This is a genomic window from Leeuwenhoekiella palythoae (assembly GCF_900130045.1).
Lineage (GTDB): Bacteria > Bacteroidota > Bacteroidia > Flavobacteriales > Flavobacteriaceae > Leeuwenhoekiella > Leeuwenhoekiella palythoae.
Map to the genome: position 1 here is coordinate 52,108 of NZ_FQXT01000001.1, position 23,773 is coordinate 75,880.

The following is a 23,773-nucleotide window of genomic DNA, read 5'->3' on the forward strand; positions in this document are numbered from 1 at the left end:
AAATTTAGGGGGTATATTTACAAAAACAATAAAAATTTTCACTTACCCCCTATTTTTTTGGGGGTGGTTTTAAATAATACCTAGTTTAGCAGCTCACCAATTAATCAATTTAAAAATGAAAAAATTAATTTTACCTGTAATGCTATGCTTAGGTCTTTCAGCCTTTGCTCAAGAAGAAGAAACCTCTTGGACTGACGGATTCTCACTTTCAGGATCTATCGATGCGTATTTTAGACAGAATATCACTACGCTTAATAAGGTTACAGATGAAGGCTATCCTGCACCGGGTTCTTCATTTGCTAATCAGCCAGGATTTGCTTTAGGTATGGCAAACGCAGTTTTAAGCTATGAAAAAGGAAGTGTAGGAGCTGTAGCAGATCTTGTTTATGGCCCACGTGGTACAGATGCTGTTTTTGGCTCTACTACTGCAAGTTCAAGCATCGTGAACCAATTGTATGTGTATTGGAACGTGAGCGAAAGTGTTACTTTAACCTTTGGTAACTGGAACACATTTTTAGGATATGAAGTTATTTCGCCTGCAGCGAACTTCAACTATTCTACTTCTTATATGTTCTCTTATGGACCATTCTCTCACTCTGGTTTAAAAGCAGACTTTGCCCTTGATGATAACTGGAGCGCAATGCTTGCAGTAATGAACCCAACTGATTGGACAGATTTTAATCCAGCAGGAAGCTACACTTTTGGAGGTCAGTTAGGATACTCAACAGACAGTGGTAGTACTTTCTTAAACTTAATTTATGGAGATCAGGATGGAGATTATACTGATCAAGGCTTAGGAGAAGGAGCCGGTTCTACTTTTCAGGTTGACCTTACCACTGGTTATGACTTAAGTGACTCTTTCTATTTAGGCTTAAACGCTACTTATAACACTACAGACGCTGGTGATATGGGCGGTGATGATTACGGATTTTACGGTGTAGCTCTTTATGCTCAAGCTGCTTTAAGCGATTCATTCTCTTTAGGATTACGTCCTGAATATTTTAGTGAGTTTGCTGGCGGTGCAGGTGCAATAGGTGGCTACGATGCTGCAGGAGATGCAAATGTATTTGCGGTAACCCTATCTGGTAATGCAAAAGTTGGTCCTTTAACTTTTATTCCCGAATTTAGATTAGATTCTGCAAGTGAAGATGTATTTCTTGACTCGTATGACGGGACACCTACTTATACAGGTAGCTTAGGTTCTTTCTTACTTGCAGCCGTATATTCATTTTAACCTAAACTAAATTTTTACAATGAAAAAAATTGAAGCAATTATTAGAAAATCTAAATTTTCAGCTGTTAAAAAAGCGCTACACGAAAAAGGAGTGAACTTCTTTTCTTACTGGGACGTAACCGGTCTTGGGAACGAGAAAGAAGGTCATGTTTATCGCGGTGTTTCTTATAGCACAAGTGATATTCAACGTAGATACCTTTCTATAGTTGTAAATGATGATTTTGAACAAGCCGCTATTGCAGCCATTTTAGATGCTGCTGCAACTGGTGAAGTAGGTGACGGTAAAATATTTGTTTCTGATGTTAAAGATGCATACCGCATTAGAACAGGAAAGAAAGGACCAGATACTTTAAACTAAAACTAATCAAACTAAATAAATCAAATGAATTTTATGGCTAATATGTTATTACAAGAACCGGCTGATGCAGTACAAGCTGCTGTTGACGCAGTTAATGCAGATCTAGGTATTCTCTGGATCATCATCGCTGCCATTTTAGTATTCTTTATGCAAGCGGGTTTTACTTTAGTAGAAACCGGATTCACAAGTGCTAAAAACGCAGGTAACATTATTATGAAAAACTTTATGGACCTCGCAGTAGGATCTTTAATGTTCTGGGTAGTGGGTTACTCTATTATGTATGGTGGCGAAACCATTTTAGGTGGTTTTATGAGAGACCCTTCAGACTTAGCTTTCTTTAGCGAAGATGACTGGCACAACCTCTTTTTCCAAACTGTATTTTGTGCTACCGCAGCAACTATTGTTTCCGGGGCAGTTGCAGGACGTTTTAAGTTCTCTTCTTACCTTATCATTTCTGCGGTTTTAACCACATTTATCTATCCGGTATCAGGAAGCTGGTTATGGCCTTTTGATGATCAAGCTTGGTTAAACAATCTTGGATTTATTGATTTTGCAGGATCTACAATTGTTCACGCTGTAGGTGGTTTTGCCGCTTTAGTCGCAGCTAAACTAGTAGGACCTCGAATTGGTAAGTATGGCCCTGACGGAAAAGTTAATGCAATCCCTGGACATAACCTTGTTTTAGGTGCATTAGGGGTATTCATCCTTTGGTTAGGATGGTTTGGCTTTAACGGTGGATCTCAGTTAGCCTTTGGTGGAGACGATTCTATTGCCGTGGGTAGTGTGATCATAAATACCAATCTTGCAGCAGCATTAGGTGGTATCGCTGCACTATTCTTTACTTGGATTAAATATGGTAAACCAGATATTTCTATGACTTTGAACGGCGCCTTAGCAGGACTAGTAGGTATTACTGCAGGTTGTGGTAATGTAGACGCATTTGGCTCTGTAGCCATTGGTCTTATCAGTGGTATCGTTGTGGTATTATCTATTGAATTCATCGACAAAAAACTTAAGATTGATGATCCAGTAGGTGCAATTTCAGTACACGGAGTATGCGGTTTCTTAGGAACTGTTTTAGTTGGTGTTTTTGCAACCGAAGGCGGTGTGCTTTACGGTGGTGGATTTGGCCAGCTAGGTGTTCAGTTCTTAGGTTCGATCTCTATGATCGCTTGGGCAATTGTTGCTACCTTTATCGTATTGTTTATCGTTAAGAAAACAATTGGAATCCGCGTTTCTGAAAAAGAAGAGCTTGAAGGTCTTGATGCGCACGAGCACGGAACAACAGCTTACAACTTTGAAGTTGACGAATAATTTTAGACTTATGAGTTAAACTCAAAACGCTATAATTTATAAACCCTCAGCGAATGCTGAGGGTTTATTTTTTTTAGACTATTGGGATATTTCGAAGCAACATAGGAGATTCTCGTCTCTAGCAAATTTTCAAACTCGACTTTTAAGACTTCTCCTTTTGATTAGTGCCGAAATACTATTCTATTTTAAAAATTGTATAGATATTGGGTAATATGTAGCTTCACCATTTGCAGCTTTGATCGCGTTAATTATCGGAAAAATTAGAACTAGTAAGCCTAAAGCAATAAACCCAAGAATTCCCAAGCCAAATAGCAAGATCAAAGGAATACAAATTATACTATATATAAAAGTACTGATCTGAAAATTGAGAATTTGTTTCCCGTGCTCGTCCATATTAAGCACTTTTTCGCGCTGTGTTAACCACAGCACTAGCGGCACAATAAAGCCACCTATTCCGGTTACAAAATCTAGCAATTGACTAAGGTGTGCAACTACCAGTAAATTCTTATCTTCTCTAAGCATCATAAATATGTTGATTTTTTGATTGTTTACCTATTAGTACTTCTGTTTTGATAAATGTTACAGTCGTGTGTTTTAACTACTCTGTCAAATTATGGCACGCTACTTGTATTTAACTAAACGTACCATCCAAGAAATAGTTCAGAGTACAAACAATCTAAATCTAGAAATTATGAAAAACTTAATTTACCTTTTTATTGGTCTGCTTGCAGGAGTGTCTTCTGCAACCGCAGCAACCTTGGATGATACCTCAATTAATAGATATTATGATGGTAGTCGCTACATATTTGTAGAAGGCGGTGTAGAATTTTCTATATATCCTGATGGTGAATTTGACTTTGTTTTACCTCAAATCGCTCAAGGCGTAAATGTTAATGTAAATGCCGGTCCTGTAAATATTAGTTACAATTCAGGATACAACTATGATCCTTATGTGCAATATGATGATTATGGAGCTGTAATTCAGATTGAAAATGTGCCAATTTACTATGATAACTGGGGTAGAATTATTCAAGCAGGTGACGTATTTATAAATTACCAAAATAACAGAATCGTAAACGTAGGTGGCTTAAACATTTTTTATCGTGGTAGTCGATTTTCACACGTAACGGGTTATATCAATGTATACAATCGAAGATATGTATATCATCCGTATCACAACTTCTTTTACAGACCATTTTTTGACAGATGTTTAGTATACACAACACCGTATAGAAGATTTTATCATCCTGTAAGATATGATTATGCATACCACAGAAGTCACTATATGCAAGGATACCGCAATGGCTATAGAAACGCTTATCATGATTTCAAACGACCTCAAGGACGTATTGCTCATAATAATGCAAGACGCGGCAGTTACAGCAAAGCCCGCGCACGAGTAAATACTGATAGTAGATCTTATGCTTCAAGATCAAGCACGTCTAGAGCTACTGCAAATAGCAGAACCTCTAGAAACACAGCAAACACAAGACAATCGCGAAGCTCAAATAATGCTATTATCAATAACCGGTCAAGCCGAAATTCTGATGCCAGAAGAGCTACGAATAATACAAATGCTCGTGTTACTCGTAATGTAAATACTGTATCTAGAAGCAGTAATGCTGATAGAAATACGATAAGAACCCAAAGAACTAGTACTGCTACACGTAATAATGCTGTTCAAAGATCAAATCAACAGCGAACTATTGCTCAAAGAAGTACAAATAATCGTAATATTGCAAAGTCTAGAAACACAAGTAATCAGCGAAGCGTAGCACAACGCCCCAGCAATACGCAACGTGTTTCAAGAAACGTTCAAACACAGCGCACTGTAGCAAAGCGTTCAACCGCTCCTCAGCGCAGCGTTCAGCGTTCACAAAGCTCAAGAAGCAGCAATGCGGCAAGAGCATCAAATACTAGAAAAACAAGTTCTGCGAGAACATCTAGAAGTAGCTCTAGAGGTCGCGGAAACTAAATAAAGATTTTTTGGTTGGTTAGTTGGAAGGTCCCGTATCTGATTTATTCAGATCGGGATTTTCTCGTTAATAGATAGGTGTTGATCCAGTGATTTATCTCAGTAGAAATTTTAAGTCGATAAATTAGGGTTAAATAAATCAGACCTAATATAACCGACTTCCCTCCTATTGCCAATACCGGATTCCACTTAAAATCCCAAAAGTAAAATCCTACTCCCAATAAGATAAGTACTATTGTTAAATACAATGATTCAGTAGTAAAAGGATGCATTTTAAATTTCTTCTGTACCACGTAAATCTTAGAAAGTGCATAAACCACCGAAGCAACAAAGGTTGCTATTGCTGCCCCGCTAATTCCCAAAATGGGTATAAAAATCAGATTGAGTACTACAGCTATCACAACTAAAACAATTCCTAATACTAAAACCAACCGGTAATAATCGCTGTTGTATAAAATAGCATTATTATTACCCATTACATTATCTATCAATTTAGCCAGCGCAATAAGCAATACCACATATAAACCTTTACTATACGCCGGATCAAGCATCAAGTACAAAGTGTTTATGTTACAAACAATGAGCAAAAAAATGAGTCCGGAAACGGCATAAAGTGTTATGGAGCTTTTTTTATACAAATCCCTAAGTTCAAGATAACGCTGTGCATTAATATAAGTCGCGGTAAGCGGATACATAATTTGATGCATTGCTCTTGCAGGTACTGCAATAACGGCGGCAATGTAAATTCCTACGGAATAATAGGCTACGTTTTGAATAGGAATCAATTTACCTAGCATAAACATATCAATCTCTAAAATCATAACCGCTACAGAACCGGCAATGATGATCAGAATACTATATTTTAAAATAGACAACCATTCTGCGGGAATTGCAATTCTAAAGCGAGGCGCGCGCAATCTAAATGCGTAAAGCATCATCACCAGCATTCGCAGCGCATAAATAACCGCAACACCATACAAGAATCCTTCTGTGCTAAACAATTTGAGCGCAAAACCTACAAGTAAGAGCATAATGCAAAAGCGATGAAATACTTCATTCATCACATTTCCAAAAACACTTTGTAATTGTGTTTTAGCCCAAGCATAACTGATCTCAAAATATGCCATTGAAAAGGCGATGATTGCAATCAAATAAGCATAAGGCCGAACAATATCATTTTTTGAAGCTAAAAAATCTACCAGCTCGCCGTAAAAACAATATACCAAAATCGAAGCCGGAAGGATTATAAGTAAAGGAAGCATTAGCATAAAACTCAAAAAATCATCTTGCTTCCTACCACTGTAAGAAGAGTAAAATTTAATGAGTGTATTCTGAACGCCGAGCGCTACAAATGGCATTGCTAAGGTAGAAGCGCTAAGTAAAAATCCCACAAGGCCATAATATTCAGCATCAAAAAACTGTACATATAACACCAGCGTATTGAGCGCACCTATACCAAAACCTATATAGGTTGTAACTAGGTTTTTAAAGGATTGCGATGCAACTATTCCCATTACAAGGTGTGGATTAATTCGGCTAGCTTAGCGGTCAATGATTTACGCGTGAATTGCTCTAAATTACCGTTAGTTTGCGAAATACCACCATTTTTATACTCCTCATATTTTGTGAGAATAAATGCTTTTAATCGTTGTTTCTCATGGTATGTAAAATAGATTCCACCATCAGCTTTTTCTAAAATTGATGTTATATCTGAATTTACAGGACCAATAGCTAAAATAGGTCTTCGTGCTGCTAGATATTCAAACAGCTTACCCGGAATAATCGCTTGCGTTTCTATGGAATCAATTTCCAAAAGCAATAAAATTTGTGCGCTACGTTGTTTTATCAAAGCTTCTTGATGCGTGACATACCCTGGAATCATTAGATTGTCCACTAAGCCTTCGGCAATAATTGTTTGTTTCACCGCTTCACCTACTCGGCCAATCAGTTCTATTTTTAAATCCTGGCCAAAAGTTGGTATTTCAGTCTTTATTTCTGAAAGAATTTCCCACAAGATCTTAGGGTTTCGATCTTCTAATAGCGAACCAATATGAGCAAAAGAAAATACAGGATCTAATTCTGGCTGCATTACTTTTTCATCGTCAAAACCATTAGTAATGCAAGTTACCGGAGTATTTGTAGTTTTCTCAAAATCACTCTTTGTTGTGGGACTTGTTACCAAAATTTGAGTGGCTTCATTTAAGATCTGAAACTCGAGATCAGCATGCTTTCGCTGAGCGAATTTAGTTAATCGCAACTTTTTATGATAGCCAATACTCGTCCATGGATCTCTAAAGTCGGCGATCCAAGGTAGATTATGAAGCTTCTTAAGATCCCTTCCTACAAGATGCAAGCTGTGCGGCGGTCCTGTAGTAATTATGCAATCTACGGGGTGATCCTTTAAATAAGAATTTAAAAACGCAACCGATGGTTTTACCCAAAATTTACGCGCATCAGGAATGAAGAAATTACCGCGAATGAACAGCATGAGTTTTTGAACTAGACTCTGTTTGCCTTCCTCTTTTATTATTCCAGAACTGATCTGTTTTGTATTTTTCTTTGAGAAAAATTGAGCCATTTTATAAGGCTCCCAAATAGGATGTTTGAGAATGCTTACATCATCCGGAATTTCATCAACTAAACTTTCATCAAGAATAGGGTAATCAGGATTTTCAGGAATATAAACAACGGGCTCAACTTCAAATTCCCGCAAGTATTTAACAAATTTCAGCCAGCGCTGTACACCAGGTCCTCCGGCAGGAGGCCAATAATAGCATATGATCAACGCTTTTTTCACAAAAATAATTTAGAAACTTACTGTTACTTACTCCGTTTTAGCGCTATTCAACTTTCGGTAGGTAAAAAAGACCCCACCAAAAATGATCAAAATGAGCAAGATATTACTAGCCAAACTAATTGTACTTCCGGTCTTTACCACTTGAGGTTCAAATTTAAACTCGATGGTATGCTCACCTTCAGGAACCATCATTGCTCGCAAAATATAGTCTGCCTTAAAATAGGTTGAAGGTTTACCATCAATGTAAACATTCCACCCGTCAGGATAATACACCTCGCTAAACACAGCCAATTTTGCTTCTTGAGCACTAGATTGGTATTTTAAATAGTTAGGCTGATGTTCCACAAGAGAGATGTTATCTGTACTGTCTTGCGGAAAAATATTCCGTGGTAGATCATTTGCAAAGCGCTCTTGAATCACAGCCGTCTGCAACGTATTTAAGCTATCAAGAGCTAAAATTTCTGCATCGGCATCAGGCACAACCTTTACATTTTGTACAAACCAAACATTTCCATTTGCCTGCGGGTTTTGCTGCACTTGCTCAGCGCCCTCTTCATCTTGCGATATTATGTATTTCACGTTAAGCAAATTCAATGGCTGTATATTTCCTTGATACAAATAAAACTCTGCCAATTCTTGCAAGCGTGCAGGTTTTGCACCGTGATAACCTCCTATTGAATTATGAAAATAACTTGTACGCGCTCCATTTAAACCAATGCGTTGTTCAAAAACACGGTACCGCGAAGTGTCTTGCAAAATCTGCTTATCTGCTTCAGAAGCTTGAAAAGGTTGCTCTACCAATCGTGCCGCCATAAAGTTTTCGGTATTCACATAACGGCGATCAACTTGTACCAAATCAAAAACAATCAAAATTGCCATGACTAAAATCACTTGGATTTCAGATACTTTTTGTTTGATATAAAAACAAATTAACCCGGCCGCGATCAGTACTAAAATCAGCGTTTTGAGGGTGTCGTTTACCAGAAGTGATTTTCGGTCTTCTTTAACGGCACTTATAAAATCCATTCCAAAATTCTGAATGTAATATGCGTCATTGCCGCCGGCAAAAGAAAATAGACTTCCGTTGAATAGCAGAATGATCAGAGATAGTCCTCCGGTAATTCCCGTGGTCCATTTTAAAGCTTTGAGCTTATCTTCTTTTGCTTCGGTTTTCTGTAAAATTTTATACAAGCCAAACACCGCCAGAACAGGTACACAAATCTCAGCGATCACCTGTATTGAAGTCACAGCCCTGAACTTATTATAGAGCGGAAAATAGTCAATCCATAGATCGGTAAACCAAGAAAGGTTACTTCCGAAGCTTAACAACAGCGAGAGTATCGTTCCGCCTAAAAGCCACCATTTCAGGCGTCCTTTTACCATAAAAATTCCTAAAACAAATAAAAATACGACAACAGCCCCGAGATAAGCCGGACCTGAAACTCCAGGTTGACTTCCCCAATAATAGAGCCCGAATTGCCCAAAAATAGATTCAACCTGAGGAGGCGGAACTCCTTGTTGCAATAAAAACTGCGTAAAAGCACTGTCTTTATCATACGGCTCAGAATTTGAACCTCCATAGAGACCGGCGATAAAAAGGTCTAAAGTTTCAGAAATCCCGTAGCTGTATTGATTGATGTATTCTTTATCTAAACCACCAACATCAGTTTTAGGAGTTCCATCAGGATTGATGGTCAGATCGCTTTTTCCGCGTGTACTAAAAGCGCTATACTCTGAAGTTGCCATCAAACTCGCCGCATTAGTACCTATAGCAAGCACAACAGCCAAAACTAAAATCCCTACACTTTTAAAGAAATGTGGTAATTCATTTTTTCGGAAAGCATCTATTAAATAAGCGACCCCAAGCACAAGAACCAATAACATCAGGTAATAGGTCATCTGCACGTGATTGGCGACAATTTCTAACGCCATTGCAACCGTAGTGAGAATAAAACCCCAGATATACTTTTTTCTAAACGTAAGAAGGATTCCACTCAAAACCAGCGGCATATAGGCGATCGCGTGGGCTTTTGCATTATGGCCAACACCTAAAATAATAATGAGATAACTAGAAAACCCAAAGGCTAAGGCTCCAAGACCGGCATATTTCCAATCGAGTTTCAGCACAAGAAGCAGCACATAAAAACCTATAAAATAGAGAAATAAATAATCTGCGGGTCGCGGCAAAAACCTGATGCTAAGATCTAAACTTTTGATCCAGTTATATGGATATTTAGCTCCCAATTGATACGTAGGCATTCCGCCAAAAGCTGCATCGGTCCAATATGGTTCTTCACCGGTAGCGGCTCTAAAATCCATTTGTTCCTTAGCCATCCCGCGATATTGCTGAATGTCACTCTGAAACATCTTTTTCCCAGAAAGCACGGGACTAAAATAAAGTAATGCAGTAATTATAAATATCAAAACCACAACAAGGTGTGGCGCGATCTTTTTAAAGGAAAATGTCATATAAGTTAGCTATACTAAAGCGTGGAAATTAGTCAATTTCTTCATAATCGATATATTCTCCCACAGTTTTATTTGAAGTCTGGTCGCGATGCGGAACACGGTCTATAACCGTCTCTCCTTCTTTTTTAGCTGCAGGTTCTTTATAGCCGGGACCTTGGGCCATATTCTGAAAACGCTCTCCTACCTTTTTGGCCAAGTAACGCATAATATAAGGAGATAAAAATCTAAAAAGGATTCGCAATCCAAAGAAGATTAATAAGATGATAAGCAATGTTTGAATAAACTTCATCAGCACAATATTTGCGACAAAATTAACCATTACCACACGTTTTCACCTTAAAAAAAGAATAAAACCTAGCCTGTTGGGTTGTATGTTAACTTTAGGCTATCTCTTATTTTTACACTATGTTTGTCAGATTGCAGGTCAAAAAAATCCTTAGTTCCAGTTTTATGAAATTCAGTGTTATGCCGAATAAATTGATTTTTAGTTTATCGCTGTTGTTGTGTGCATTTGTTCAACAAGCTAAAGCTCAATACACTGAAACCCTAAACTCTAACAGGCCGGGACAATCTCAAGGAGCCTTTGCCGTGGGCCGTGGCGTTTTTCAGGCAGAATTAGGAGCGACAATGGGTAAAGAATCGCATAATTTACTCTACACAGAAACTGACAATATTGGGGCGGAATTTCAGTTGAGATACGGTGCCATTCGTGAGCAGTTAGAATTTAACTTCAGCGGAACTTATTTATACGAAGACATCGTTCCTACAGCTGGTGCAGCAGAACCATACAGCCATAGTGGTTTTCCCATTATTACGCTAGGAGCAAAATACTTGCTGTACGATCCTTATAAGAATTACGAAGAAAAAATTAATCTGTACAGTTACCACGCCAATCGTGCATTTAAGTGGCGTACACTAATTCCTGCAGTTTCTATTTACTCAGCCGCAAATTATGTGTACGAAGACGATAACCCGTTTTTACCTAGTAGTCAGGCTGGTTTTACTCCAAAAGTCGTCGCGATCACACAGCACAACTGGGGCCGTTGGGTTTGGGTCAATAACTTTATCTATGATCAATTTTTAACTGATTTTCCTACCAAAGCCTGGATCACCACAATGACGCATTCGTTCAATTCTAAAATTGCAGCTTTTGCAGAGTTTCAAGTGATTATAAGCGACATTTATGCTGATGACCTATTTCGCTTTGGCGGTGCTTATTTGATTACTAAAGATCTTCAGGTTGATGTAAGTGCCCTCATCAATTTTAAAGAGACTCCTAAACGCCAGCAATTGGGTTTAGGATTATCTTACCGACTGGATTTTCATAGCCACGATGAATTGCTTCCGCAGAAATAAAAAATACGGTTACCTTTACAAGCTATATTATTAGAGTAGAATGATTACAATAAAAGAAATGAAAACAAAACAGGAACTGACAAAATTTGTCAAGTTTCCGTTTTCACTTTATGATAAGAACAGTAACTGGGTTCCTCCGTTAGTCAATGACGAGCTTGAAAGTATGGATCCTGAAAAGAATCCTGTTTTTAAAAATGCCGAGGCCCGCTTCTTTTTAGCTTATAAAAACAACAAACCGGTTGGAAGGATCGCAGCGATCATCAATCATATTGAGATCAATGAACAAGGTAAACCTAAAATGCGTTTTGGGTGGTTTGACGCCATTGATGACCTTGAAGTAACTAAAGCACTCATTGCTCAAGTAGAAGAAATTGGCCGCGCTAATAACTTAAACTGGATTGAAGGTCCGGTAGGTTTTAGCAATATGGAAAAGGCCGGAATGCTCATCGAAGGTTTTGAATACCTCAATACGATGATCACTTGGTATAACTACCCATACTACAAAGAACATTTTGAAAAACTGAATTTTGAGAAAGCTTCTGAATGGGTTGAATATAAGATCCAAATCCCTGAAAAATCTCCCGAAAAGGTTGAAAAATTTGCGCGAATCATTGTAGAACGTTACAACCTTAAGTTGATTCACTTTAAAAATAGCAAAGAGATTCTGCCTTATGTAGATGATATGTTTGGGCTGCTCAACAAGACGTACAACGACCTGAGCACCTTTGTGCCTATTCAACAATATCAGATCGATCACTATAAGGATAAGTACATCAAATACATAAATCCGCATTACATCAAATGTATTGAGAATGCTGAAGGTAAACTCATTGCCTTTGCGATCACGATGCCTTCATTTAGTAAAGCATTAAAAAAGGCTAACGGAAGTCTGTGGCCTTTTGGATTTATTCATCTGTTACGTGCGAGAAATAACAACGATACGGCTGCCTTTTACTTAATTGGCATTGATCCCGAATATCAAGGTAAAGGGGTTACCGCTGCAATTTTTCAAACAATGCAAGATCTGTTTACTGCAAACGGTATTACTGAAGTGGAGACCAATCCTGAACTTGAAGAAAACAAAGCAATTCAGCAGCTTTGGAAAAAGTATGATCATCAACTACATAAACGAAGAAGGACCTATAAACGTGATTTATAGGCCCTAAACTCTTTTAGATTATAGCGATGCTATATTATTATTCGGTAAGAATAAAACTTACCTGAATTTTTGAAGTTATCGTTAATTCGCCAGGTGCTAAAGTACGTTGCGTACTATCTGCTGATTCTGCCATTGCCATTTTGTACATAGGCTGTGGTTGAGGAACGCTGGTTCCTAATTCTGCGATAGTAATTGCTTTACCTATTCCTTGTCCTAATACTTGAGCGTACTCCTGTGCCTTAGTTTTAGCGTTAGCGATAGCTTTCTTGCGCGCTTCGGCTTCATAAGCTTCCATTTTTGAAGAAGAAAATTCTACACCGTTGATGGTATTGATGCCAGAAGATAAGAGTCCTGCCATTATTTTATCGTAGTTAGACAGATCTTTCAGTTTTACAGAAATAGTCTGACTCGCGCGATAGTTATAGGTTTTGGTATTGTAATCGTAGTTTTTGTTCAGATTTACATATTCGGTCTGCACTTGATTCTGCGGAATGTTCATCTTCAGTAAATAATCTAAAACCTTATCAACGCTGGTGTCATTTTCAGCCTTAACTGTTTTTGCGTCTTTTCCTTCGGTTTGAACTCCCATACGTATGGTAACTTCATCGGGTACTGCTACTACTTCCCCTTCTCCTGTTACGTTTACTGTTGGTTGAATAGCTTGGGCGCTTGCCATAGTGCTCATTGCGGTAATTGCTAGAATTAAAATAGATTTCATAATAGTTGTTTTTTATTTACCTCAATAAAAGCAAGTCCTGTGCCATTAAAGCCGACCTGTCTTGTTGAGTATAAATAAAATTACAATTGGAATCGCTAATAAACCTACCATCAAGGTATTAACCTGAAACAAAGCAGGCACCATTAACAAAGTAATAACATAACCACCTACTGCGCCACCAAAATGGGCATCGTGACCAATATTGTCATTATTGGCTCGCATTCCATAAATTGAATACAGTAAATACCCAATCCCAAAAATATACGCCGGAATAGGTACAGGAATAAAAAACATATATAGACTCATATCTGGGTAAAGCAAGATCGCAGCATACAAAATTCCTGACACTGCGCCACTGGCTCCCACCGCAGTATAATGGTATTCATCTTTATGAAAATAATAGGAAAGTAAGTTTCCTAGGATCAAACTGCCGAGATAAATAACCACAAATTCCCAATTACCTAAAAATGAAATAACTATAGGCGCAAAGAAATAGAGCGTAAGCATATTAAAAAATAAATGCGACGTGCTCACGTGCAGAAAACCTGAAGATAATACACGTATCTGCTCGCCTCTACGCACCGCCCCCGTATTAAACTTATATTTTTCAAAAAAGGAATAATCGTTAAAACCTTTAATTGAGATCAACACATTGACACCAATTACAATGGCAGTAATTATACTTAAATCGCCCATAAAAGCTCAAATTTTGGATTCAAATATACCTATATTTGTGCACTAACTGCCGTTTCATGTGATGCCGTTTATAGGTAGAAATAAACTACAATGCGGAATGTACCTGAGACGCTTGTAAGAAGGAAATCTTTAATTCCTAGAAAAGGATGCAGGTCGTATACGCTTAGTAGAAACCTAAAAAGAACTTTATAGATTCAGAATTTTTACGCGCAGTTACCCATAAAAACAAAACGCACATGCAACGCCTTCTTTATTGGCTGGTTTATCCTCTATTGTGGATTATCTCTAAACTTCCGTTCTGGCTATTTTATAAAGTTTCTGATGTTATTTTTTTCATCTTATACTACTTGGTAGGTTACCGAAAGAAAACGGTACGTTTCAATCTTAAGACAGCATTTCCTGAAAAATCAGATGTTGAACGTAAAAGCATTGAAAAGAAGTTCTATAGACATATGTGTGATATGTTTTTAGAAATGATCAAATCAATCTCTATCTCTGCCGAAGAACTCAAAGAGCGCTTTCAATTTGATGACTTGAGTATCGTTGAGAAATTAGTAAAAGAGCAACGCAGCTCCTTAATTATGATGGGGCATTATGCCAGTTACGAATGGCTTACGGCGTTACAATTCTATTTTGATCACAGTGGCTACGGAATTTACAAACGAATTAAAAACCCGTATTTTGATAAGCTAATTCACGAGATTAGAGAAAAATGGAATTCTAAGCTGTTAGCGAATAAAGAAGCTACTTTCATTATCAGAAAACAACAACGCGCCGGAAAAATGGCAACGTATGCGTTTATCGCAGATCAATCACCTAAAACCCGCAAACATTATCACTGCATCGATTTTCTAGGAAAGAATGTACCCTTTTTCACCGGAGTTGAGCGCCTGGCGAAATCTGAAGATATGCCGGTTATCTATCTCGCGGTAGACAAAATAAAAAGAGGCTATTATAAAGCCTCTTTTAAAGTTATTACCGAAGATCCCACCGCGCTACCGGATTATCAAATTACCGATGAATTTGCAGCATTGCTAGAAGCGCAGATCAAAGCAAATCCGGAATATTATTTATGGACACATAAGCGGTTTAAACACGCGCTTTAGGTTTAAATACCCGCTATCGATTTAATTTCGCTGATCATTGTATCTGCAACTTGATCTGCTTCGGTTTGGGTTTGTGCTTCCGTGTAAATACGAATAATAGGTTCTGTATTTGATTTTCTAAGATGTACCCAATGATTTTCAAAATCAATTTTCACTCCGTCTATGGTATTTACATCTTCATTTTGATAACGCTGCGCAATTTCCTTTAAAATAGCATCGACATCTAGGGTGGGCGTTAATTCAATTTTCTTTTTGCTCATAAAATACGCCGGGTAACTCGCGCGTAATTCACTAACTTTAATTTTCTTTTTCGCCAAGTGCGTTAAAAATAAAGCAACACCCACGAGTGCATCGCGGCCATAATGAGACTCCGGATAGATTATTCCACCGTTACCTTCTCCTCCAATCACGGCATTAACTTCTTTCATTTTAGTCACCACATTTACTTCGCCTACGGCAGCAGCGTGATAGGTTCCTCCGTGTTTTTGAGTTATGTCTCTTAAGGCTCTTGACGAACTTAAATTAGAAACCGTATCTCCGGGATTTTCACTCAATACATAATCTGCACAAGCTACTAGGGTATATTCTTCGCCAAACATTTCGCCGGTTTCATCAATAAACGCAAGTCGATCTACATCAGGATCAACCACAATTCCTAAATCGGCATTTTCTTCCGGAACCAACTTACAAATGTCAGTGAGATGCTCTTTTAAGGGTTCAGGATTATGCGGAAAATTTCCGGTAGGCTCACAATATAATTTTTCAACATAAACCCCTAAACGTTCCAGAAGCATTGGGATTGCGATACCTCCGGTAGAATTTACACCGTCAACCACAATCTTAAAATTAGCAGCTTTGATCGCATCTTCATCTACCAAATCCAGATCCAAGACTTCGTCTATATGAATATCGATATAGGCATCATTTTTATGAATTGCTCCCAAAGCATCAACTTCAGCAAAAGTTACCGAAGATTCTTCGGCAAGTTTTAAGATCTCTGCACCAGCTTCAGCATTGAGAAATTCACCATTTTTATCCAGAAGTTTTAATGCATTCCACTGTTTGGGATTGTGAGATGCAGTTAGGATGATCCCACCATCAGCATGTTCTAATTGCACCGCGAGTTCTACCGTTGGTGTGGTAGAAAGATCAAGATCTACCACGTCAATCCCCAAACCTACTAAGGTTTGCATAACCAATTGCTGCAACATCTCTCCGCTCAGGCGCGCATCTCGACCTACCACAACTTTGTGCATGTCTTTATTGCGTTGCTTTTTAATATAAGTGCCGTAAGCAGCAGCAAATTTCACCGCGTCTATAGGGGTTAAATTCTCTTCAGGCTTTCCTCCAATGGTACCACGTATTCCTGATATTGATTTTATTAGGGTCATAAATAAAGTATTCTGATTTTATTGAGCTTATTTTCAAAAACTGAAAATTATAATGCTCGTAGTTTTAAAATTTCTGGTCTGACAAATATAGCCATTAGAGGCGCTTCTGTATCTTCAGAATTTGTAATTTAAGCCTGTGAATTTTTTAGCGCACATATACCTGTCTGGCAACGATACGCTTATTAAGCTGGGTAATTTTATGGCTGATGGCATAAAAGGTAAACAATACAAAAACTACCGGCCTCAATTGCAAAAAGGAATTTTACTACACCGCAGTATTGATAGTTTTACAGACTCACATCCTATTGTAAAACAAAGTACAAAAAGACTGCATCCTAAATACAGTCATTATAGTGGGGTTATTGTAGATATTCTTTACGACCATTTTTTGACAAAAAACTGGAAAAAATATAATAAGATCCCTTTACCTCAGTATGTTGAAGATTTTTATGATTTGCTTGATGAGCATTATGATATTCTTACGCCCTCTATTCAGCGTATGGTACCGCATATGATCGCTGACAACTGGCTGTTGAGTTATGCTGAAATTAGCGGAATTGCCACGGTATTATACAATATGAATCGACGAACCAAAAATATAAGCGGAATGGATCGTGCGGTTGAAGATCTGCAGCTACATTACCACGACTTTGAAAACGAATTCACACTATTTTTTGAAGAACTTCGGGCATTTTGCTCCAACCGAATCAAAGAACTTGACATTCAATTTAGATTAAAAAACACCTGACTTTATGCAACAAAAAAACGCCTTGAAGCCCCCATTTTGTTCCCAATTTTTAGTGCTGAGCCTTTTCTTGATTTTAGCAGCCTGTAAAACAGAAACTCCAGAACCCCGCAGCATTGAGCGTGGGAAAATCGCAGATAGTATTATGGTGGTTTCTGCACGCGAAGAAGCATCTAGAATTGGGGCTGAAATTTTACAAAAGGGAGGAAATGCCTTTGACGCGTTGATTGCTGTTGATATGGCACTTAATGTGGCTTACCCGTTTGCAGGAAGTTTAGGCGGTGGCGGGTTTATGGTCTACCGCAAAGCTGATGGTGAAGTAGGTAGTATTGACTATCGCGAGAAGGCTCCTATGGCAGCAACGCACGATATGTATCTTGATAATGAAGGTAACGCGATAGATTCTTTAAGTCGGCAGGGACCTTTAGCGGTAGGTGTTCCCGGAAGCATCGCCGGTATGTTTGCTATTCACGAGAAATTGGGTTCAATGCCCATGGCAGAAATCCTTCAACCTGTGATCGAATTGGCTGAAAAGGGTTATCAAATTACCGATAATCAATTGGCGCGCTTTCAAAATTATGCTTCGGTTTTTGATCAAGTGAACGGCAAAGAAACATTGTATTCTATTGGATTTCGAGAAAGTGATTCCATAAAAATTAAAGCTGGTGATCTCATTAAAAATCCGCAATTAGCTTCAACGTTGAAACGGATTGCCGCTAACGGAAAACAGGAATTTTATGAGGGGGAAACCGCACAAAAATTAGTTGATTTTATACAGAAACATGGCGGGATCATCAGCCTTGATGATTTAAAAAATTATGAAGCGGTATGGCGAGAACCCATCATTTCAAATTATAAAAATCTTCGGGTGATCGGGATGCCTCCTCCATCAAGTGGCGGAGTCTGTTTAGCCGAAATATTAAAAATGATTGAACCTTACGATTTAAAATCTTTCGGCCATAATTCAGCAAAAAGCATTCAAGTTATTACCGAAGCAGAACGCCGAGCGTATGCTGATCGTAGTTTCTTTTTAGGTGATCCTGATTTTAATGAGATCCCTATTGATTCACTTACAAGTGAGGCTTATGCCGCGCGACGTATGCAATCTTTTGATTTTGACAAAGCAACTCCTTCTGCTGAAGTAAAGCACGGGGCGATCTCAGGATACGAGTCTATGGAAACCACACATTTTTCCCTCATTGATCAATACGGTAATGCAGTAGCCCTTACCACTACCCTAAATGGCGCTTACGGCTCAAAATTATATGCAGATGAATTGGGCTTCTTTTTAAATAATGAGATGGATGACTTTAGCGTAAAACCCGGCGTGCCGAATATGTTCGGACTTATAGGCGCTGAAGCGAACAAGATTGAGCCTCAAAAACGAATGTTGAGTTCTATGACTCCTACTATTGTAGAAAAAGAAGGGCAACTCTGGATGACTGTAGGTACCCCTGGAGGATCAACCATCATTACTTCGGTGCTGCAGACCATTCTCAATGTAGCGGTTTTTGACTACGGAATGCAAGAAGCGGTAGATGCGCCACGCTTTCATCACCAATGGCTTCCTGATGTTGTTACTTTTGAGCCTGATGCTTTTGGTAAAGATCTTTTAGACACCTTAAGTAATAAGGGGTATGAAATACGACAAGAGAATAGTGTGATTCTGGGTAAAGTAGATGGAGTTCTTGTTCTTCCTGATGGAAAATTAGAAGGTGGTGCAGATCGCAGAGGCGATGATACCGCAGTTGGTTTTTAAAGAATTATACACTAATCAATACATAATTCAAATTATAACGTTTTTAGTGTATATTTTAAATTATAATCAAAATAGATTATATTTGGCATTATATACTAGAATCTATAATTTTAAATGAAAGCTGTTCTTACAGGAGATATTGTAAATTCCAGAGCTTTTATGGGCTGGCAAGATGCCCTCATTGAAGTGTTAAACAGGTATGGCTCAAGCCCAAAAACCTGGGAAATCTTCCGTGGTGATAGTTTTCAATTGATTGTGGATGCAGCTTTGGCTTTAGAAGCCGCTATCCATATCAAGTCTGTAATAAAATCTAATGCAGCTTTAGATGTACGTATTGCGATAGGCTTAGGCGAATGCTCTTATGATGCAGATCAAATTACCTTGGCAAACGGCAGTGCTTTTATACATTCAGGAACAGCTTTTGACGCTATTAAGAATAGAACGCTAGTGCTTCAATCAGCCAACGAGCAACTGGATGAAACGCTAAATCTTATGCTGTCGTTAGCAAGTCTTACAATGGATCAATGGCCACCGGTTACCGCACAGATCGTTAAAGCACGTCTCGAAGAACCTCAGCTCAATCAAACCGAATTGAGCCAGAAGCTTGATAAAGCTCAGAGTGCTATAAGTAAAGCGCTTTCTCGTGCAGGTTATGACGAGATTCATTCAATGCTACAGTATTACACTAAAAAAATTGAAACCTTATGATCGTTTTTGCGCTAAAATTGGTTCTGGCTCATATCTTAGGAGATTTTGTGCTTCAGCCGTCTAAGTGGGTAAAGCATAAAATGAAACACGGTTGGAAATCAAAATACTTACTAGCACACGTAGGTGTTCATCTGATTGTTTTATTGATTTTACTGCAGTTTGACCCCGCTTACTTTTTAGGCATTACAACCATCATTCTTACGCACTACGCCATTGATGCGCTTAAAATAAAGTTTACAACAAAAAAGAACAGCCGCAAGCTATTTGTCGCAGACCAAATCGCACACCTTATGGTGCTCAATCTCGTACTTTATTATTATACGCCATACAGCATCGATTTCACTGAAATCCTATCGCCACAATCTCTATTGCTCATCACCTTACTATTTTTTGTGACCTATGTTGCCGGAATTCTTATGCGTGTTGCGCTTCAGCCGTGGCAAGATGCTATTGAGCCTGCTTCAAAAAAAGAAAATGTAAAAAGCACCTCGCTCGCGGGAGCCGGAAAGATCATAGGGATTCTTGAACGCCTGTTTGTGTTCACCTTTATTTTACTCAACACCTGGTCTGCCATTGGATTTCTAATCACGGCCAAATCAGTATTCAGGTTTGGTGATTTAACCGAAGGCAAAAACCGAAGACTTACTGAATATGTCCTAATAGGCACCCTATTAAGTTTTGGGATTGCAATAGGTTGCGGCTTACTGTTTAGATACTTAAGCGCATTAGACACATTTAACGCCTAAACACCTTCTTTGCGTAACACTTCTAGTGGCGACCTTTTAATCACACTGCGACTGTTGCTCAATCCAATAGCTAAAACAAGCGCTGTAATTCCTGGTAAAAGAACCAAAAATGGAATTGCCGATGGAATAAATGCCGTATCAAACGCAAAATAAGCGAGTAGCAAACTGCCCAATAGCGACAGCAAAATACCAGACAGCGTTCCCAATAGTCCTAAGTACAAATATTCTAGACCTTGAATACGTAAAATCTGTTTGCTCTTTGCTCCCATCGTGCGCAGCAATACACTTTCCCGAATCCGTTGAAATTTACTCGTACGCACCGCACCTAGCAAAACAATGATCCCGATAAGAATACTGAAAAACGCCATAAAGTTGATGATGTAACTAATTTTAGTAAGCAACTCTTCAACAACGCTAAGCACCTGTCGTAGATCAAGAATCGAAATGTTAGGGAATGCTTTTACTAATTTCTGCTGAATGGCTGCTGAAGCTTTTGCATCAGGAACCTGTGTGGTGATCACACCAAACTGTGGCGCACGCTCCAACACTCCTGCCGGAAATACGATTGAAAAATTCAATTGCATTCTACTCCAGTCTACGGTGCGTATGCTTCCTATTTCGGTTTCTAAGAGTCGGCCTTGTACGTTAAAGGTCACGCGGTCTCCTATTCCAACTTTTGCATCTTCAGCAAAATTGTCACTTACAGATATTGGAACAACCTCAGCTTCTTCGGTAAAGGTTCCTGTAAATGTTCCTGCTTGTAAAACTTCCGAAGCAATTAAAGAATCCCGATAGGTCGTTCTGAATTCGTGGTTTAAGATCCATCGATTTATGTGGACGGTCGTGTCTTTTTTTAAGTTGGCATTATCACGACCGTTAATGCTTTGCACGCGCATCGTCACAATTGGAATCTGATCTAGCGGCGGCAATTCATTAGAAGAAAGTGTTTGTGCAACTTCAGTCATTTGATCCTTTTGCACGTCGAGCAAGATCATATTGGCTTGATTGGCTTCGCTATCTAGATTGGCCTGAGCTAGCAGAATATCCTTAGTAAAGTAAAGTGTGCTTATCAAAAATGAACCAACGCCTATCGCAAGAATCAACACCACCGTTTGATTCTGAGGCCGGAACAAATTACGTAAGCTTTGCCGCGAGGTAAAGCTCCAGCTCTCGGGAAAATACTTACGAAGTAAACGCTTGAATGCGCGTGCAATTCCGCCTAAAATACTAAAAACAACGAGAATTCCACCTAAGAATGATGCGGCGTACTTCCAATCTTCCAACAGCCAAAACGCGAATAAAAACACAAAGGTGAGTATCGCCAATGAGACTGCTATCGCCGTTTTTGAGGACTGTTGATTGTCTGAAGCACTTACCCGTAAAGTTTGTAAAGGAGAAACCTGCAACGTACTCAACAACGGGTAGAGCGCAAATAAAAGCGACATAAAAGCGCCGATGAAAATTCCTAAAAAGATAACCGGCCAAGATAATTTAAGTGCAACATCTACCGGTAATAATCCTTCTAAAAGAATAGGAAATAACTGCTGCAACAACAATCCGGCGATGGTTCCTAGAATTCCACCAACGAGGCCTAAAACACCAATCTGGATCAAATAAATAAGAAATGCCTGCTTGCGGCTCGCTCCCAAGCATTTTAAAATAGCGACCGATTTGAGTTTGTCTTTGATATAAATGGTAGTCGCACTTGCAATGCCCACGCATCCTAAAAGCAAGGCGATAAAACCAACTAAATTCAAGAACTTCCCAAAGTTTTCGTAGCGTCGACCAAGACGCTCACTGGTAGATGTATGGGTGTCGAGATCAGCATCTGCCTCGTCCAACCGATTATCAATCGCTTGATCAAGAAGCTCCATATCTTGATCAGGAGCTTCAAAATAAAACTCGTAATCAATTCGGCTTCCCAACTGAACCAAACCGGTTTTTTCTATAAATGGATACGGAATGACCACCGGTGGAGCGATCGCGCTAAAAACGGCGTTGCTTCCGGGAAGTGCTTCAACAGCACCTAAAACAGGCAGTTTCACTTCACCTATTTTGATGGTATCTCCAACCTTTACATTTAGTTGAAGCATCACTGTAGCATCGAGCAAAGCGCCTTGCTTTTCTTGAAAATCTTCAGCGGCCGATTCTGGTTGCGTCTCCAACTTTCCGTAGAATGGAAATCCGTTGCTGATCCCCCGCACTTGTAGCAATTTGGTCGCTTGATTTTTTGGAAACAACGCCATCGAGGAAAACGAAATTTCTTCAGCATCTGCTCCTCCTAGAGAATCTACGATAGCTTGAGCTTCTTCGGTTAGTGGATGATCGCTGTCGATTTTAAAGTCGGCGCCCATCAAAGCTTTTGACTGTAAGGCAATATTATCCTTTAAAGTTTCTCCAAAAGATTGAATGGACACAATCGCTGCAACTCCCAAAATGATCGAAACCATAAAAAGACTCAGCTTGCCGGCACTGGCTTTAAAGTCGCGCCACGCCATTTTTCTCAACCAGCCTAAGCGCAAAGAACTTTTCATACCGCTCATACGCTTGCTTTTGTAAGGTTTGCAATTCGGCCTCCTTTAATGGTGAGAATATTCTGTGTTTTCTGAGCGAGTTCCATATCGTGTGTAACCAAAACTAAAGTGGTCCCCAATTCTTTATTCAACTCAAAAAGCAAATCAACTACAGTTTCTCCGGTTTCAGCATCCAGATTTCCTGTAGGTTCATCTGCGAATAAAATTTTAGGATCATTAGCAAAAGCACGTGCAAGTGCCACACGCTGCTGCTCTCCGCCAGAAAGTTGCGAGGCGTAATGATTACCGCGATCTCCAAGACCAACTTTAGTGAGTAATTCGGCTGCTCTTTTCATTGCGTGCTTGACGCCTTGCAACTCTAAAGGAACCGCCACATTCTCAAGTGCGGTAAGCGTAGGTAATAATTGAAAATCCTGAAAAACAAAACCAACATCTTTATTGCGCAATAAGGCACGTTCATCTTCGGTAAGACTACTGAGCTCGACACCATTTAAAGTCACTGTTCCAGAATCTGGTTTATCAAGACCGGCACATAAACCGAGTAAGGTGGTTTTACCACTTCCCGAAGGACCAACAATAGAAAAGGTTTCTTTTTCTGTTATACTAAAGTTAATATCGTCAAGTACCTTGAGCGTTTTTGAGCCACTGGTATAGCATTTTGCTAAATTTGAAATTTCTAAAATAGATGCCATAAATGGGTATTGCTTG

The 23,773-nt window shown here is 39.0% G+C and carries 21 protein-coding genes; 11 read left to right on the forward strand and 10 right to left on the reverse strand.

Features of this window, described 5'->3' with window-relative positions:
• Positions 1–115 precede the first annotated feature (115 nt).
• From BUA96_RS00220 to BUA96_RS00230, 3 genes are read left to right on the forward strand one after another with little or no spacing between them, the layout of a single operon-like run.
• On the forward strand, positions 116–1,234 hold the full coding sequence (locus BUA96_RS00220) for a porin (RefSeq protein ID WP_072979136.1): 1,119 nt from the start codon (positions 116–118) through the stop codon (positions 1,232–1,234).
• Between the two features lie 19 nt (positions 1,235–1,253).
• The gene (locus BUA96_RS00225) at positions 1,254–1,592 is read left to right on the forward strand and encodes a P-II family nitrogen regulator (RefSeq protein ID WP_072979138.1); all 339 of its coding nucleotides are present in this window, start codon (positions 1,254–1,256) and stop codon (positions 1,590–1,592) included.
• A gap of 33 nt (positions 1,593–1,625) precedes the next feature.
• Positions 1,626–2,906: an ammonium transporter gene (locus tag BUA96_RS00230; protein WP_370175079.1), complete on the forward strand. Its 1,281-nt coding sequence runs from the start codon at positions 1,626–1,628 to the stop codon at positions 2,904–2,906.
• 180 nt (positions 2,907–3,086) lie between these two features.
• Here the strand turns inward: BUA96_RS00230 and BUA96_RS00235 are convergent, their stop codons facing one another.
• Entirely contained in the window at positions 3,087–3,431 is a 345-nt protein-coding gene (locus BUA96_RS00235; protein ID WP_084673007.1) for a DUF4870 domain-containing protein, read from the reverse strand.
• A gap of 166 nt (positions 3,432–3,597) precedes the next feature.
• On the opposite strand from BUA96_RS00235, the gene BUA96_RS00240 reads away from it, so the two are divergent.
• Positions 3,598–4,881 (forward strand): hypothetical protein, encoded by a 1,284-nt coding sequence (locus BUA96_RS00240; RefSeq protein ID WP_072979140.1) that lies wholly within the window; start codon positions 3,598–3,600, stop codon positions 4,879–4,881.
• Between the two features lie 44 nt (positions 4,882–4,925).
• Here the strand turns inward: BUA96_RS00240 and BUA96_RS00245 are convergent, their stop codons facing one another.
• Genes BUA96_RS00245 through BUA96_RS00260 form a run of 4 tightly spaced genes read right to left on the reverse strand, consistent with a single transcriptional unit; the run spans position 4,926 to position 10,436 of the window.
• Positions 4,926–6,395: a lipopolysaccharide biosynthesis protein gene (locus BUA96_RS00245; protein WP_072979142.1), complete on the reverse strand. Its 1,470-nt coding sequence runs from the start codon at positions 6,393–6,395 to the stop codon at positions 4,926–4,928.
• Positions 6,395–7,678 carry a glycosyltransferase family protein gene (locus BUA96_RS00250; protein ID WP_072979144.1) on the reverse strand — a complete coding sequence of 428 codons (1,284 nt, stop codon included), beginning with the start codon at positions 7,676–7,678 and terminating at the stop codon, positions 6,395–6,397. Before BUA96_RS00250 ends, BUA96_RS00245 begins: the two co-directional genes overlap by 1 nt.
• 27 nt (positions 7,679–7,705) lie before the next feature.
• Positions 7,706–10,147 (reverse strand): YfhO family protein, encoded by a 2,442-nt coding sequence (locus tag BUA96_RS00255; RefSeq protein WP_072979146.1) that lies wholly within the window; start codon positions 10,145–10,147, stop codon positions 7,706–7,708.
• 28 nt (positions 10,148–10,175) lie between these two features.
• Positions 10,176–10,436, reverse strand: coding sequence for a DUF4834 family protein (locus BUA96_RS00260; RefSeq protein WP_072980406.1), 261 nt, complete (start codon positions 10,434–10,436; stop codon positions 10,176–10,178).
• Between the two features lie 176 nt (positions 10,437–10,612).
• Between BUA96_RS00260 and BUA96_RS00265 the strand changes: the two genes are divergently transcribed.
• Together BUA96_RS00265 and BUA96_RS00270 are read left to right on the forward strand one after the other, a co-directional pair.
• The gene (locus BUA96_RS00265; protein WP_072980408.1) at positions 10,613–11,503 is read left to right on the forward strand and encodes a transporter; all 891 of its coding nucleotides are present in this window, start codon (positions 10,613–10,615) and stop codon (positions 11,501–11,503) included.
• Positions 11,504–11,543: 40 nt separating this feature from the next.
• A complete protein-coding gene (locus tag BUA96_RS00270) occupies positions 11,544–12,662 on the forward strand; it encodes a GNAT family N-acetyltransferase (RefSeq protein WP_072979148.1) in 1,119 nt (372 codons plus the stop codon).
• A gap of 37 nt (positions 12,663–12,699) precedes the next feature.
• Here the strand turns inward: BUA96_RS00270 and BUA96_RS00275 are convergent, their stop codons facing one another.
• Positions 12,700–13,380, reverse strand: a complete 681-nt coding sequence (locus BUA96_RS00275; RefSeq protein WP_072979150.1) for an SIMPL domain-containing protein — start codon at positions 13,378–13,380, stop codon at positions 12,700–12,702.
• Positions 13,381–13,425: 45 nt separating this feature from the next.
• The gene (locus tag BUA96_RS00280; RefSeq protein ID WP_072979152.1) at positions 13,426–14,076 is read right to left on the reverse strand and encodes a rhomboid family intramembrane serine protease; all 651 of its coding nucleotides are present in this window, start codon (positions 14,074–14,076) and stop codon (positions 13,426–13,428) included.
• A gap of 236 nt (positions 14,077–14,312) precedes the next feature.
• Between BUA96_RS00280 and BUA96_RS00285 the strand changes: the two genes are divergently transcribed.
• Entirely contained in the window at positions 14,313–15,182 is an 870-nt protein-coding gene (locus BUA96_RS00285) for a lysophospholipid acyltransferase family protein (protein WP_072979154.1), read from the forward strand.
• Positions 15,183–15,184: 2 nt separating this feature from the next.
• On the opposite strand, the gene glmM is transcribed toward BUA96_RS00285, so the two are convergent.
• Complete coding sequence (gene glmM / locus BUA96_RS00290; RefSeq protein ID WP_072979156.1) at positions 15,185–16,573, reverse strand: phosphoglucosamine mutase; 1,389 nt, start codon at positions 16,571–16,573, stop codon at positions 15,185–15,187.
• A gap of 136 nt (positions 16,574–16,709) precedes the next feature.
• Here glmM and BUA96_RS00295 point away from each other — a divergent pair, with 136 nt between their 5' ends.
• From BUA96_RS00295 to BUA96_RS00310, 4 genes are all read left to right on the forward strand, one after another.
• The gene (locus tag BUA96_RS00295; protein WP_072979158.1) at positions 16,710–17,321 is read left to right on the forward strand and encodes an acyl carrier protein phosphodiesterase; all 612 of its coding nucleotides are present in this window, start codon (positions 16,710–16,712) and stop codon (positions 17,319–17,321) included.
• A 4-nt stretch (positions 17,322–17,325) separates the two neighbouring features.
• Positions 17,326–19,077: a gamma-glutamyltransferase gene (ggt, locus tag BUA96_RS00300; protein WP_072979160.1), complete on the forward strand. Its 1,752-nt coding sequence runs from the start codon at positions 17,326–17,328 to the stop codon at positions 19,075–19,077.
• Positions 19,078–19,191: 114 nt separating this feature from the next.
• The gene (locus BUA96_RS00305) at positions 19,192–19,785 is read left to right on the forward strand and encodes a SatD family protein (RefSeq protein WP_072979162.1); all 594 of its coding nucleotides are present in this window, start codon (positions 19,192–19,194) and stop codon (positions 19,783–19,785) included.
• Complete coding sequence (locus tag BUA96_RS00310; protein WP_072979164.1) at positions 19,782–20,531, forward strand: DUF3307 domain-containing protein; 750 nt, start codon at positions 19,782–19,784, stop codon at positions 20,529–20,531. The genes BUA96_RS00305 and BUA96_RS00310 overlap by 4 nt, the downstream gene beginning before the upstream one ends.
• Here BUA96_RS00310 and BUA96_RS00315 read toward each other — a convergent pair.
• Positions 20,528–23,074 carry an ABC transporter permease gene (locus BUA96_RS00315; protein ID WP_175546490.1) on the reverse strand — a complete coding sequence of 849 codons (2,547 nt, stop codon included), beginning with the start codon at positions 23,072–23,074 and terminating at the stop codon, positions 20,528–20,530. The genes BUA96_RS00310 and BUA96_RS00315 overlap by 4 nt on opposite strands.
• On the reverse strand, positions 23,071–23,757 hold the full coding sequence (locus tag BUA96_RS00320; protein ID WP_072979166.1) for an ABC transporter ATP-binding protein: 687 nt from the start codon (positions 23,755–23,757) through the stop codon (positions 23,071–23,073). Before BUA96_RS00320 ends, BUA96_RS00315 begins: the two co-directional genes overlap by 4 nt.
• Between the last annotated feature and the right edge of the window lie 16 nt (positions 23,758–23,773).